Raw genomic sequence first — 13,647 nt, forward strand, 5'->3', positions numbered from 1 at the left:
GGCTGTTCTGCTTCGTCACCTCGAACGCACCTCGTGCCCAGCAGCGCACTTCAGCTCCGCAATGCGCAGCCGCAGGAAGATGATGGCAAGGACTAGGGCGTACACCGCTAGGACGGCTACTGTGATCATGAAGACCGCGTATAGGATGCCCATGATGCCGAAGGCTGGACTCAAACTCATTACTACCCCCCAATCGTTCTTGGCCCCTAGGCTACGCGAGGAGCGCGTCGAGTCCTTGCCATCACTACATTTTTGCGGTGAGGATTCCAGGTCTCCTTCCCTTGGGCACGGCGGTGGCAGTGCTACCCATGCTAGTTCCGGCCCGCAAAGAAACAGCGCTACACGGCGACGGACGGCCGGGTGGCCATCTCCGCCGCCTGGTGCAGCGCCTCCACCATGGACCGCGAATCGGCGATCGCCTTGCCGGCGATGTCGAACGCGGTGCCATGGTCCACGGACGTGCGGACCACCGGCCGGCCAACGGTGATGTTCACGCCGGCCTCGATGCCCAGCACCTTCACCGGGCCGTGCCCTGGTCGTGGTACATGGCCACCACCAGGTCGTAATCGCCCCGGCCGGCCAGGAAGAACAGCGTGTCCGCTGGCAGCGGGCCCACCGCGTTGATCCCGTCCGCCTGCGTGGCCTTCACGCCCGGCTCAGTGGATATTCGCTGGTCTTAGGGCAAAGGCTGGAAGCTAGATGATGAGGACACGTCGTACTTGAAAAGCCGCGATCTGGACATTTTTGGATTTTTACCTTATTGCGGCAACTTTGGCTGACGGAACCGCCCTGAGCGTGCTTCGGGAACGCTGCCGAAATAGATTGCGATTGTGAGCTGAAAAGCGCCGCTAGGCAGGACTGATCACCGACACAGCACCACGAAAGCGCGGCTGGATGCCGCACTTAAACGCTCCCATAATGCACACTCGGTTTGACATCGCATCTAGAAACAGGACTGAACATGGCATCCACCAGTGGCAACATCCCGCGATCGCGACTTATCCTGCAGCTCTTGAACGAGCACCCTGAAGGACTCTATAACAGGCCGGGGGATCAGGGGATCATGGCGCTTGCCGCAGAACGTGTGCCATGGACAGAACATGAACTCGAGGCGCTCCCGAGCGGGGGCATCCGAGGTACGGCGAACCTCTCATGGGCTTCTGAAGATCTCAAGAAGGCCGGATGGTTGTGGAAGAACCCGGAAAGCGATGGGTTGTGGAAGATCACCGAGGCGGGCAGATCAGCCCTGGCAGAATTCCCTGACGATGAATCACTCGCCCTCGAGGCTCGCTCCCGCTACAACGAATGGAGCAAGCAGAACAGGCAGAAGAAGGCTGAATTATTGCGTTCTACAATTGTCGCTCGCCATGCCAGCGAAGAGCGTGTGAGAACTGCCGCTCAGCTGTTCCGCGAGCGAGGCCTCGCTCAATTAGGTTCAGTCTTTTCACCGGGACGCTCTGTCTGGAACAGGTCGAACGTTGACGCGCTTCTCGCTCACTTTGTCAGTGCAACTAATGTCGAAGGCACTGACTTTCTAAGTAAGTTGAACAGGCAACTTGGTGGACTCGATGACGATGGGAAGCTGCTTTTAGCCGAACTGACGACATGGCAATTGCTTCCGTTCCATAAAAGTGCGATGGGAGAACGCTCGAAGCTTGCTCGCGTCGACAAAATACTCGCTTCGATGAAGCATCCTGTGGAAATTCCCAAGGAAATCCGTGAGGCGCTGAAAGACGGCGTCTATCACCCCGGTATGTGGATGGTTGGTCAGGCACATCCTGCGATCAGCATCCATGTCCATCTCTTGGATGCATGGTTTGGCATAGATCCCAAAGACCAGGAAAACGTCTTGGAGGATCCCCAGTCTTGGAAGAAGTTCACCGCATCGGTTCCTGGGAACACTTATCCAACTCAACGGAATTCGCTTCTCTATGTAGGTCGGCCCGACTACTTCACGTCAATAGTCCCGGATGCGGACAAGGCCGCGGTGCGCGACAGGTTCCTTGGGGAAATCGGGGAGTCCACGGGCGACATCGACGAAGATCTTTTCAGAATCGTGCTGGTGCTGCAACAAGCGGAATCAGGCCCGATAGATTTCTACAGTGACACCTTTCTTCCCAAGTGGCGCGGTCTCGCCTCCGGCGAAGGACCACTCGAAGATTCACTTCCACCAATAACTGCCCCGCTAGGTGGCCGCAAGTTTCCGAAGGCAACTTCGGACATTTCCTCGCGACTTCATATGGCAGACGGCTGGCTTCAGAAGCAGCTGAATCTCATTGAACGCCGTCGCCAGGTCATCCTCTACGGACCCCCAGGAACGGGCAAGACCTACGTGGCCCTGGCCCTTGCCGAGCACATCGCTGGCGACGCAAAGTACACAGAGCTTGTTCAGTTCCACCCGAGTTACTCATATGAGGACTTCTTTCAGGGCTATAGGCCCGTAACAACCGATTCTGGTGCTCTGACATACGAGCTTAAGGACGGTCCCTTGCGGCGTATCGTGGAGCAAGCGGTCCGGAACCCGGAATTCAACTACGTCCTAGTGATCGATGAAATAAATAGGGGTAATCTGGCCAAGATTTTTGGTGAGCTGTATTTCCTTCTCGAGTATCGAGATCGTCCAATTAAGCTTCAGTACAGCCGTGACGACGACGACTTCTTCCGGCTCCCCTCTAACCTCTTTATCATCGGGACGATGAACACCTCTGACCGGTCAATCGCGTTGCTGGATTCGGCAATGCGCCGCAGGTTTTCGTTTGTGGAAATGCATCCGGACAAGGACCCTGTGCGACATGTGTTGGACAGATGGCTTCGACACCACGAGCTGAACGCTGAACCGGCAATACTTCTGCACGCACTCAACCAACTCATCGGTGACTCCGATTTCAAGGTCGGACCAAGTTATCTGATGCCAGAGCCTTCAGAATTTGACCCCGGCAGACTTGAGGAGATTTGGGAATACGACATCCTGCCATTACTGGCTGAGTACCATTTTGGCGAAGGAGTGGATATCGAAAAAAGGTACGGGCTCGAAGCCTTACGGCAACGCGTGAAAGACGTGGGGCTATCCGCTGAGGTTCGGGCGGAATAGCGCATGAAGCGCCTTAATCTCAGGGAGGGCCGCAATGAGGTCGCCGTATCGGTTCCCGACAGTGTCGCAGCCGCAATCTCCAGGCTGGGTCTGGCCAATTTTCTTCCTCTTGGCGGTGGCGACTGGTCCGTTTCCGATGTAAGCAAGGTAGGCGTCATCCATGTCGACGGATGGCAGGTTGCAATTGCTCCCAAGATTCCTGTTGCCCGGCTATTTTTCATGATCGGCTTCTCAAGCGATCAAAAATTCTGGCGGGACGAGCACGTCACCATTGGGAGCGACGTAACTGTTCTCGATGCGATTGCCCGCTCCTTCATTCGCCAAGTAGGGATCGCCATGTCCCGGGGGAAGCACCAGGCTTACGAGACGTTCGGTGATGCCCTGCCGGTGATCCGGGGTCGCTTGGACATTCCGGCACAGCTCGGCCGTCGTGCGGGCCTTGCGCTACCCGCACAGGTGATTTTTGACGAGTACACAGTTGATACGGCAGAGAATCAGCTGTTATTGTCGGCGTCTCTGAGACTTCTGGCTCTTCCATCCCTGAGCTCCTCTAACCGGCTGGCCATTAAGAAACTGACGCAGCAATTTGAAGGGGTAACGCCCATAGGCGCCGGACGCTCGCTGCCCAGCGTTCGCTTTGACCGCTTGAATGTCAGGTACGAAGGTGCGGTAGGCCTGTCGAAGCTAATCCTTCGAAACTGCTCCCTTGAGCATCGCCAAGGAGACTACGCCGCTTCCGGCTTTCTCTTTGACACTTGGCGGATCTTCGAAGACTTTGTATCAGAAGCGCTGCGAGCCAGCCTCTCACGGCAAGGAACAAGTGTTGAACTGCAGTCTTCCTCATATCTGGACCGAGGAGGCGAGCTCACCATCAAACCTGACATCTTGTTGCGCTCCAACGGCATTGTCCGGGCGGCCATCGATGCCAAGTACAAAGCAGAGAAGCTGGGTCGCTATCCAAATGCAGACGTCTACCAGATGCTGGCGTACTGCATAAGGTTTGGACTCTCCGAGGGGCATCTGGTGTATGCCCGAGGCGACGCGGATATCAGGTCCTATGTCATCGACCGGCCCGGCATCACCATCTATTGCCATGCCCTCAACCTGGATCAGCCTCCGGACGCCCTGATGGCAGAGGTGGACGGACTGGCGGCCCGTATTGCTGAACCCATCCCGGTCGGAGGGGAAAGCGAAGTTGAACAGGCCGCCCTCGCCCGGTTAGCCACTAACGGACGACACCTCAGTTGGCCGAGTCGACAGGCTTGGCCTCCACCAGCTGGAGTGTGAACACCCACAGCAGCACGTCCTCGCCCGGCACGTACCAATCCCGCTCCGGCGCCCGGCGGAAGCCCAAGGCCTCATACAGCCCGTGGGCACGCTCCATGAACGTTGCGCTGGTGATGCTGATCGTCTCTATGCCGGGTAGCCGCCGGGCGTACTCCACGATCTCGCGCACTACGGCCCGGCCCACCCCGCCGCCCTGGTGCGCCGGGTCCACGGCAAGCATCCGGAACTCCAGCTCCCCGTCCTGCGCGATCTCGCTGTAGGGCTCCCCGGCGAACGTGAGCGTCACCGCGGCTGCCACCTTCCCGGCGGTCTCCGCCACCCACACCTGTGCATGCTCGGCGCGGTGTTCCACGTCCTCCAGCACGCTCATGTACGGGTGGTCGGCGGCGAAGTGCCCGGCCCGGAGGTAGGCGTCGCGGGTGATCCGCCGCACCTCCGGAAAGTCCGCCGGCATCGCCCGCCGGAATGCAAAACTCACGAGGAAGCACCCGAGGCGGCAGCAGTCCGCTCCACGTAGTGGTCCAGCTGTGCCAAATCCGGCTGGGAAGAGGGGTCGCCCACAGCGTCGGCCCCAACGGCATTGGCCACCGCCAGGGCGCGCGCGTAGTCCAGCCCGCTCCGCAGCGCCAGGACCAGGGCGGCGCAGAACGCGTCGCCCGCGCCCACGGTGTTCGCCACCGCAACCGCAGCAGACGGCGCCTCGGCCACCTTCCGGCCGTGCTCGAACATCGCCGAGCCGTCCTTGCCGTACGTTACCGCCACCAGTTTCGCCTGCGCGAGGGCCGGGATCAGGGCGTACTCGCTCTCGTTGACGATCACCAGGTCGCACCGCTCCAGCAGCTCCGCCGGCAGGTCCATGGCCGGCGCCGCGTTCAGCACAAAGAACCCCTGCGCTTTCCGGGCCGCCTCCAGCACCACGGGCAGGCCAACTTCCAGCTGGCACAGCACCGTCTCCTCGGGACCGAATTCCACCACGTCCAGGGACAGGTGCGAGTTCGCGCCCGGGCACACGACGATCTGGTTCTCGCCGTCGCGGTCAACCACGATCAGCGCCGTCCCGGTCGGCTCGGGCAGGACGGCCACGTCGGAGGTATCCACGCCGGCAGCGGCCAGGGCATCCAGCATCCGCTGCCCGGACGCGTCCTTGCCGACGGCGCCGACCATCCGGGTGCTGCCGCCCAGGCGTGCGGCGGCCGCGGCCTGGTTGGCGCCCTTGCCGCCGGGCTGCTCGGACAGGACGGCGCCGCCGATGGTTTCGCCCGCGGTCGGAAGCCGCTCGGCGGTGGCGATCAGGTCAAGGTTGATGCTGCCGACCACGGTGACGGCAGGACGTGTTGTGTTCATGGGAAAACTCTCTCAGGGGGAGGGCCGGAAGCGGCCGGGCTTTCGAAAAAGTGTAGCGCATGGTTGTACTTGTGAGTCATACATGGTTGTATAACAACTTGAATCGCCGCGAAAGACGATCCCTTTTGCTCGAACAAAGGAGTTTGATGTGAACACCCCGACCCCCGCCGCAGCCGCGCCTCCCGCGGAAGGAGGCGCCGCCGTCGTACTTCCCGACGGCGACGCGACCAGGCTCTCCGGCCGCCGCGCCGCCCTGCTGATCGCCACCCTGCTGCTGGGCGTGCTGTCCTTCCAGCTGAACGCCAGCATGGTCACCCCCGCGCTGCCGCAGATCGCCGCGGGCTTCGGCGAAAACGCGGACAGCGCAGCCCCCGTCCAGTCCATGTTCTTCCTGGCCGGCGCCATCGCCGGGCCCGTGATCGGCCGGTGGAGCGACTTCATCGGCCGCCGTGCCGCGCTGCTGCTGGTCCTGGGCATCATGGGCGCCGGCACCATCCTCTGCATCGCCGCGCCCACCCTGCCGCTGCTCGTCACCGGCCGGTTCCTGCAGGGCGTCTCCAGCGCCGTGTTCGCGCTCGCCTACATCGTGCTCAGCGAGAACCTGCAGGCCAAGGTCTTCGGCACCTCCGTGGGCATCATCGCCGCCATCAACGGCGGGATCGGCGGCGTGGACGGCTACGTGGGCGGGCTCATGGCCGAGACCCTCGGCTTCCGGTCCATCTTCGTCGTCGTCCTCGTCCTCACCGCCATCGCCGCTCTCTGCATCTTCCGCCTGGTGCCCGCCGGACGCCCTGGTGGGGTGCGCGGCGCCATGGACTGGTGGGGCGCCGGCTCCCTCTCGCTGTTCCTGGTGTTCCTGACGTACTTCGTGTCCGACGGTTCGGCTGCCGGCTGGACCTCGCCCACCGCCCTGGCCCTGCTGGCCGGCACCGTTTTGTCCTTTGCGGGATTCTGGGTCATCGAGAAGCGCCGCAGCCACCCGCTCATCGGCGTGCACCACCTGCGCTCCCGCCAGGTGTGGCCGGTCATCGCCACCACCGTCCTCACCCTCGCCGGCATCTTCGCGGTCATCAACTTCACCGTGGTGCTGCTGAGCCAGGATCACGACGGCGGCTTCGGGCTTTCCGCCTCCATCTCGGCTTTGCTGTTCCTCACCCCCGCCGCGCTGATTGGCGTCTTCGCCGCGCCTTTGGCGGGGTGGTTGGCGGACCGGCGCGGGTGGGTGCGCACCCTGCGGCTGGGGACTTCGCTGAGCCTGGTGTGTGCTGTGGTTGCTGCGGTGTTTTCCACTTCGCCTGTTGCCGTGTTTGTTGCCGTTGCCTGCCTGGGCATCTTTTACAACGGCTTCTTCCTGACCGCCATCAACGGGCTCTCGGTGCTGTTGTCGCCGAAGGAGGCCCCGGCGGCGCTGCCCGGCATCAACGGTGCGTCGTTCGGGATCGGGGCGAGCCTCGGCGTCGTACTCGTGGCGCCGTTCGCCGCTTTGGGTACTTCTGCAGGCTACGCCACCGCGCTCTGGATCTCGGTGGGCATCACCGCCGCCGCGTTCATCGTCAGCCTCTTCGTCGCCGCCCCCAAGGGCGAGACGGTCTAACCCCTCTATCTGTTGCGAAGGACTCTATTGTGACTACCCCCGTTTACCTCGACTGCGACACCGGCATCGACGACGCCCTCGCCCTGGCCTACCTGCTCGCCACTCCACTTGCTTCCGTGGTGGGCATTGGGACGGTGAGCGGGAACGTCAGTGCCGCCGTCGGTGCCCGGAATACCCTTGACCTGCTGTCGTTGGCCGGGGCCGCTTCTGTGCCGGTGGCCGTTGGGGCGCACGACCCGCTTGCTGGGTCCTTTGGCGGCGGGTCGCCGTGGGTACACGGGGAGAACGGTGTGGGGGAGGTTGTGCTGGCTCCTTCCGCTGCTTCTGTTGTTGCGGAGTCCGCGGCGGAGATGCTGGTGCGGCTGGCCCACTCTTACCCCGGTGCTTTGCAGGTGGTGGCGATCGGGCCGCTGACCAATATTGCCGAGGCGTTGCGGCTGGAGCCTGCGCTGCCCTCGCTGGTGGAGTCGGTGACCGTGATGGGCGGGGCCGCGCTGGCGCCGGGGAACATCACGCCCGTGGCCGAGGCGAACATCTGGCACGACCCCGAGGCTGCCGCCCTGGTCCTCGCCGCCGCCTGGGACGTGACCCTGGTGCCGCTGGACGTGACCATGGCGTCTGTTCTGGAGGAGTCACACCGGCAGGAGTTGCTTTCTTCTGCCGGGGCGGTGCCGCGGGCGCTGGGGGAGATGCTCGGCTACTACTTCCGGTTCTACGAGGACATCTACGGCCGGCCCTGCTCCGCCATGCACGATCCCCTGGCGGCGGCGCTCGCCGTTGGCGCCGTTAAGCCTGCGCTGGCACCCGTGGTGCGCGCCGCCGTCGACACCTCCGACGGGCCCGGCCGCGGGCAGACCGTGTGCGACATGCGCGGGCTGTACGCGGGGTACCCGGAGGTGAACGGCGCGCGGTGCCGCGTGGTCCTCTCGCTGGAGGAGGACTTCGCCCCACACCTGGTGGAGACGCTGCTGGCGCCGGCGGTTGAGCCCGTACCCACACCTGTTGGATAAATCCAAGACTGCCAGTTCCGCCGGGACCGCGCCAGGGCCATGATTGGAAGTACAGAGCGCTGCGATGTGGATCGGAGGCTGCCATGATCCAGGCCCTGCTGTGCAAGCTGAATATCCGGCACGAATGGCATGTCGAACACGCCGAGGACGGAGCCGTCTATAGGCGCTGTCGCCGGTGTGGCAAGGATGACGATCAACGCGGCGAAGGGAGAAGGGGCGACTTCAGCGCCTGGGTCGGGCCGACAGGCGGGTGACCTGACCAGGACACAGAAAAAGCGGGACGACATCACCGGAGTGCTGTCGTTCCGCCGGTTTTCACCCGCAGAGGGCAGAGGAAGCGCGGAACGCCGAATACCGGGGATCATCACGTCCCACCAGCTGTCCCAGCACTTTCACACCCTCCGGGTCCGCGCACCCCATATCCGTGGATAGCCACCGCATAAGCAGCCCCGCATCCCCGCTGGCCCGCACTGCCGAACCAACGGCCAGGTCCAGCTGGTCTCGCAGCAGCTGCACCGCGAGGACGCCGGACCGGCTGAGCAGGGGAGCCGGATACGCCTCCAGGGCCTCAGCCACGAGGCCCTCCCGCAGCAGCCGCAGCACCCGGCCTGAGTCAGAACACCCGGTCAAGCCTGCAGCCAGCCGGTACGGGTTCGACTCCACCGCGCCACCAAGCAGCGACCGCACCCGGAACATCTCCGTCCGGATGGCCTGCGGCGTGCCCGCATCCCCGTGCAGCTCGTACGCCAGTTCGTCGGCGCTCCACCCTTGCGACCGTGAATCCAGCAGCGCCAGGATCTCCGCCCGGCGCAGCGTCAGAGGCACGCGCGCCCCATCGGCAAACACCGCGGCAGGCCGGTCGCCGAGCAGCTCCAGCGACGAAACGGCAGCCCCAAGGCGGACACTCTGCCGCGACGCACCAACGGAAGAAGACGCACCCAAGGAGGCGCCGCCGTCGGACGTTCCCAGCAGCGACTCCGCCACCCGGACCGCGCACCGCACCATCCGCAGCGTGTCCGCGCTGATGGTGTCCAGCGGCCCGGAAACGTCCAGCACGCCGAGCAAAGCACCCGTCAAAGGGTCGGTGATGGGCGCCGCCGTGCAGGCCCAGTCGTGGTGGGTGCGAACCAGGTGTTCGGCGGAGAACAGCTGCACCGGCCCGCCGGTGACCAGCGCCTCGCTGATGGCGTTGGTGCCGATCCCCGCCTCGGACCAGTCCGCCCCTTCGGAGAACTCCAGCCGGTCCGCCCGCCGCAGCGCCTCCCGGCTGCCCACCCGCCACAGGATCTCGCCGCCGGCGTCCGTGAGCACCAGCAGGTGCCGGCCGGAACTGGAATCGTCGGCCAGCAGGTCCTGCAGTGCCGGCATCACCAGCTGCAGCCGGTGCTCCCGCCGCAGTTGCAGCACCTCGGACGGATCGTGCACGTGCCGCGGGCTGTGCTGGTCCGGGCTGATGCCTAGCGCCATGGACCGGCGCCACGATTCCGCCAGCGGCGTGGGGATCTCCGGGCGCGGGACACCGGAGATGACCAGCTCGTGCGCCCGGCGCAGGGCACGCGAGTACTTCGCCGGGTCCGAGAACCTCAGGCCGTAGTCCACCGTCTCCTCCTCACCGCCGGCGTCCTTGCCGGCAGCGCCCGTGTAACGCGCTTGTTACCCCCGCCGCGTTCCAATAGTGATGCAGCTCACGCCCGCCCCAGCATACCGCAGGGACATCGGCGGGAGGGGGCCGCCCGGACCACCTGAGGGACCGCACACAAAGGAGTGGAGATGACCGAAACACCCACCGCCGCCGCCGAGGCTTGGCTGGCTAGCCTGGACGGCGCGCTGCAGCGCCGCGACGTGGACGCCGCGCTGGACCTGTTCGAGGACGAAAGCTACTGGCGCGACTTCGTGGCGTTCACCTGGAACCTGAAAACCCTGGAAGGCAAGGCGGACATCCGCCGCATGCTCCAGGCCACGCTGGACCACGTGCAGCCGGCCAACTGGGCGCTCGCAGAGGACGCCACCGGCAGCACCGCCGCCGACGGGACCGTGGAAGCCTGGATCACCTTCGAGACAGGCGCCGCCCGCGGCTACGGCCACCTCCGGCTGCGGAACGGCAGGTGCTGGACGCTGCTCACCACCATGCAGGAGCTGAAGGGCTTCGAGGAGAAGAAGGGCCCGCGCCGTGAGCAGGGCGTGGCCCACGAAATCGTCCGCGGCCGCCGCTCCTGGAAGGAGCTCAAGGAGGAGCAGGAGGCGCGGCTGGGCTACGAGGAGCAGCCCTACTGCGTGATCATCGGCGGCGGGCAGGGCGGCATCGGCCTCGCCGCGCGGCTGCGGCGGCTCGGCGTGCCCACCATCGTGATCGAGAAGAACCAGAACCCGGGCGACTCCTGGCGCAACCGCTACAAGTCCCTGCACCTCCACGACCCCGTCTGGTACGACCACCTGCCCTACCTGAAGTTCCCGGACGACTGGCCCGTCTTCGCCGCAAAGGACAAGATCGGCGACTGGCTGGAGCACTACACGCGCATCATGGAGCTGAACTACTGGTCCGGCACCGAGTGCGTGGGCGCAGAGTACGACGACGGCACGCAGGAATGGACGGTCAGCGTCCTCCGCAACGGGTCACCGGTGACGTTGCGGCCCAAGCAGCTGGTCTTCGCCCTGGGCGTCTCCGGCTACCCGAACATCCCCGCGTTCGACGGTGCCGAGAGCTTCCTGGGGGAGCAGCGGCACTCCTCCCAGCATCCCGGCGGCGGGGACTGGACCGGGAAGAAGGCGGTGGTGATCGGCTCCAACAACTCCGCGCACGATATCTGCGCGGACCTGTGGGAGCACGGCGCCGACGTCACCATGGTGCAGCGGTCCTCCACCCACATTGCCCGCAGCGAATCGCTGATGGACCTGGCCCTGGGGGACCTGTACTCGGAGAAGGCGCTGGCGAACGGTGTCACCACGGAAAAGGCGGACCTGCTGTTCGCGTCCCTGCCGTACCGGATCCTGCCCGAGGCGCAGGTGCCCGTCTACCAGGAGATGGCCCGGCGGGACGCGGAGTTCTACTCGCAGCTGGAGGCTGCCGGGTTCGACCTGGACTTCGGCGTGGACGGGTCCGGCCTGTTCCTGAAGTACCTGCGGCGCGGCTCCGGCTACTACATCGACGTCGGCGCCTCCCAGCTGATCATCGACGGCCGGGTGAAGCTGAAGTCCGGGCAGGTTTCCAAGATCACCGGCAACGCGGTGGTGATGGACGACGGCACCGAACTGGAGGCCGACCTCATTGTCTACGCCACCGGTTACGGGTCCATGAACGGCTGGCTGGCGGACCTGGTCTCGCCGGAAATCGCCGACCGGGTGGGCAAGTGCTGGGGATACGGCTCAGACACGCCTAAAGACCCTGGTCCGTGGGAGGGGGAGCTGCGCAATATGTGGAAACCAACCAACGTCCCCAACCTCTGGATCCACGGCGGCAACCTGCACCAGAGCCGGCACTACTCCTCCTACCTGGCCCTGCAGCTCAAGGCCCGGATGGAGGGGTTGGAGACGCCGGTGTACGAACTGCAGCCCAGCCACCACACCCGCTAAGGAGCATCATGAAGGCAGCACGCTTCCACGCCCGCAAGGACATCCGCATCGAGGACATCCCGGAGCCGGAACTCCGCGCCGGGGCGGTAAAGATCGACGTCGCGTGGTGCGGCATCTGCGGCACCGACCTGCACGAATACCTGGAAGGCCCTATCTTCTGCCCTCCTCCCGGCCATCCGCACCCGCTCTCCCACGAGGAATCCCCGGTAACCCTGGGGCACGAATTCTCCGGGACTGTCTCAGAGGTCGGCGAAGGGGTCACGGGCCTGGCGAAGGGGGACAACGTCGTCGTCGAACCCTATTTCGTGGACGGCGACTGCGACATGTGCCAGGCCGGCAACTACCACCTGTGCCGGCAGATGGGCTTCATCGGGCTGTCCGGCGGCGGGGGAGGGCTGAGCGAGAAGATCGTGGTGGACCAGCGGTGGGTGCACCCCATCGGGGACATCCCGCTGGACGAGGCGGCGCTGATCGAGCCGCTGTCCGTGGCCCACCACGCAGTGGCGCGCAGCGGCGTGAAAGCCGGCGACACCGCGCTGGTGGGCGGGTCCGGGCCGATCGGGCTGCTCACCGCGGCCGTCCTGAAGGGCATGGGGGTGACCACGATCATCAGCGAACTTACCCAGGCGCGCAAGGAGAAGGCCACTTCCAGCGGCGTGGCCGACCATGTGCTGGACCCGAGCAAGGAGGACGTCCCGGCGCGGGTGCGCGAACTGACCGGCGGGACGGGGGCCGACGTCGCCTTCGAATGCGCCGGCGTGAACGCGGTGCTGGACACCATGCTCGACGCCGTCCGGCCCGGTGCCGTGGTGGTCAACGTGTCCATCTGGGGCGCGCCCGCCACGGTGGATATGCAGAAGCTGGTGCTCAAGGAGATCGACCTGCGCGGCACCATCGCCTACGTCCGGGACCACCCCGCCGTGATCAAGATGGTGCAGGAGGGCAAGGTGGACCTCAAGCCGTTCATCACCGGCCGGATCGCGCTGGAGGACCTGGTGGAGCAGGGCTTCGACACCCTCATCAACCACAAGGACACCGCGGTGAAGGTGCTGGTGCACCCGTAGGGGCTATGGGCGGCCGCGCGGTCAGGGGAGCGGGTGGCGTTCGCCCACGCTGACGGAGGACGACGGCGGCAGGTACTCCCGCCGTCGTCGTTCCATCCGTTGCTGCTGGCCCGGTGACGGGATGTTGGCACGCTTGGCGCGGTTGCACCTGGCGCAGGCCGCAACAAAGTTCTGCAGGCTCGTGGAACCGCCCTTGGACCACGGATAGAAGTGGTCGCCGTGCTCGGCCGGGCGTCCGCAGCGGCGCCCGAAGCCGGCTTCCAGCTCGCACAGGCCGGCGGCCCTGGCCATCCCTTCACGGCGCTGCTGGCGCGTGAAGCGGCGCACCGGATCCCGACGGCGGACGTCCCGGCCGGTGATGACGGCGGCCGCAATACCCAAAAAGACGGCGGCCACGCCCGGGAGCGCAACCGCAGCGACGACGTTCTCCACCATGCCGCTCAGAACCCCGGCGGCGGCGGACGGGCCCGTTCCGACAGCCGGTGCCGGCTTCGAGCTGAGCGCGGTCACCACCGCGACAGCGATCCAGATCATCACCGCCGAGTACGCCAGGCGAAGCCCCTGCCGGGTCCAGTAGATACGGCCGAGTTCCGGCATTGATTTCCCCCAATTTTCAGTTCGCCGGAAGCGCGTGGCTCCGGATGACTAGGGAATCCTATAGGCGGGACGCCAGGCGGTGTCCCAGGT

11 protein-coding genes and 1 pseudogene are annotated in these 13,647 nt (G+C 65.0%); 6 read left to right on the top strand and 6 right to left on the bottom strand.

Going from position 1 to position 13,647, the window contains the following annotated elements; genetic code table 11:
• Window positions 1–15 precede the first annotated feature (15 nt).
• Window positions 16–180 (bottom strand): hypothetical protein, encoded by a 165-nt coding sequence (locus FHJ30_RS21320; RefSeq protein ID WP_171058939.1) that lies wholly within the window; start codon window positions 178–180, stop codon window positions 16–18.
• A gap of 158 nt (window positions 181–338) precedes the next feature.
• Window positions 339–649: pseudogene (locus FHJ30_RS21975) on the bottom strand (4-hydroxythreonine-4-phosphate dehydrogenase PdxA).
• A gap of 312 nt (window positions 650–961) precedes the next feature.
• On the opposite strand from FHJ30_RS21975, the gene FHJ30_RS05825 reads away from it, so the two are divergent.
• Window positions 962–3,091: an AAA family ATPase gene (locus FHJ30_RS05825; protein WP_139028364.1), complete on the top strand. Its 2,130-nt coding sequence runs from the start codon at window positions 962–964 to the stop codon at window positions 3,089–3,091.
• Between the two features lie 3 nt (window positions 3,092–3,094).
• Entirely contained in the window at window positions 3,095–4,378 is a 1,284-nt protein-coding gene (locus FHJ30_RS05830) for an McrC family protein (RefSeq protein ID WP_139028365.1), read from the top strand.
• Here FHJ30_RS05830 and FHJ30_RS05835 read toward each other — a convergent pair.
• A complete protein-coding gene (locus FHJ30_RS05835; protein ID WP_139028441.1) occupies window positions 4,332–4,832 on the bottom strand; it encodes a GNAT family N-acetyltransferase in 501 nt (166 codons plus the stop codon). The genes FHJ30_RS05830 and FHJ30_RS05835 overlap by 47 nt on opposite strands.
• 20 nt (window positions 4,833–4,852) lie before the next feature.
• Window positions 4,853–5,722, bottom strand: coding sequence for a ribokinase (locus FHJ30_RS05840; protein WP_139028366.1), 870 nt, complete (start codon window positions 5,720–5,722; stop codon window positions 4,853–4,855).
• 148 nt (window positions 5,723–5,870) lie between these two features.
• Between FHJ30_RS05840 and FHJ30_RS05845 the strand changes: the two genes are divergently transcribed.
• Together FHJ30_RS05845 and FHJ30_RS05850 are read left to right on the top strand one after the other, a co-directional pair.
• Window positions 5,871–7,316: an MFS transporter gene (locus FHJ30_RS05845; protein ID WP_139028367.1), complete on the top strand. Its 1,446-nt coding sequence runs from the start codon at window positions 5,871–5,873 to the stop codon at window positions 7,314–7,316.
• Window positions 7,317–7,345: 29 nt separating this feature from the next.
• Window positions 7,346–8,326: a nucleoside hydrolase gene (locus tag FHJ30_RS05850; protein WP_139028368.1), complete on the top strand. Its 981-nt coding sequence runs from the start codon at window positions 7,346–7,348 to the stop codon at window positions 8,324–8,326.
• Between the two features lie 315 nt (window positions 8,327–8,641).
• On the opposite strand, the gene FHJ30_RS05855 is transcribed toward FHJ30_RS05850, so the two are convergent.
• Window positions 8,642–9,925 (bottom strand): GAF domain-containing protein, encoded by a 1,284-nt coding sequence (locus tag FHJ30_RS05855; RefSeq protein ID WP_139028369.1) that lies wholly within the window; start codon window positions 9,923–9,925, stop codon window positions 8,642–8,644.
• 171 nt (window positions 9,926–10,096) lie between these two features.
• On the opposite strand from FHJ30_RS05855, the gene FHJ30_RS05860 reads away from it, so the two are divergent.
• Both FHJ30_RS05860 and FHJ30_RS05865 read left to right on the top strand, forming a co-directional pair.
• Window positions 10,097–11,896: an NAD(P)/FAD-dependent oxidoreductase gene (locus FHJ30_RS05860; RefSeq protein WP_139028370.1), complete on the top strand. Its 1,800-nt coding sequence runs from the start codon at window positions 10,097–10,099 to the stop codon at window positions 11,894–11,896.
• 8 nt (window positions 11,897–11,904) lie between these two features.
• Window positions 11,905–12,960: a 2,3-butanediol dehydrogenase gene (locus tag FHJ30_RS05865; protein WP_139028371.1), complete on the top strand. Its 1,056-nt coding sequence runs from the start codon at window positions 11,905–11,907 to the stop codon at window positions 12,958–12,960.
• Between the two features lie 21 nt (window positions 12,961–12,981).
• On the opposite strand, the gene FHJ30_RS05870 is transcribed toward FHJ30_RS05865, so the two are convergent.
• On the bottom strand, window positions 12,982–13,557 hold the full coding sequence (locus FHJ30_RS05870) for an HNH endonuclease (protein WP_139028372.1): 576 nt from the start codon (window positions 13,555–13,557) through the stop codon (window positions 12,982–12,984).
• Window positions 13,558–13,647: the final 90 nt, after the last annotated feature.

It is taken from the genome of Arthrobacter sp. BB-1, assembly GCF_006151685.1.
In the GTDB taxonomy this organism is placed as follows: Bacteria; Actinomycetota; Actinomycetes; order Actinomycetales; family Micrococcaceae; genus Arthrobacter.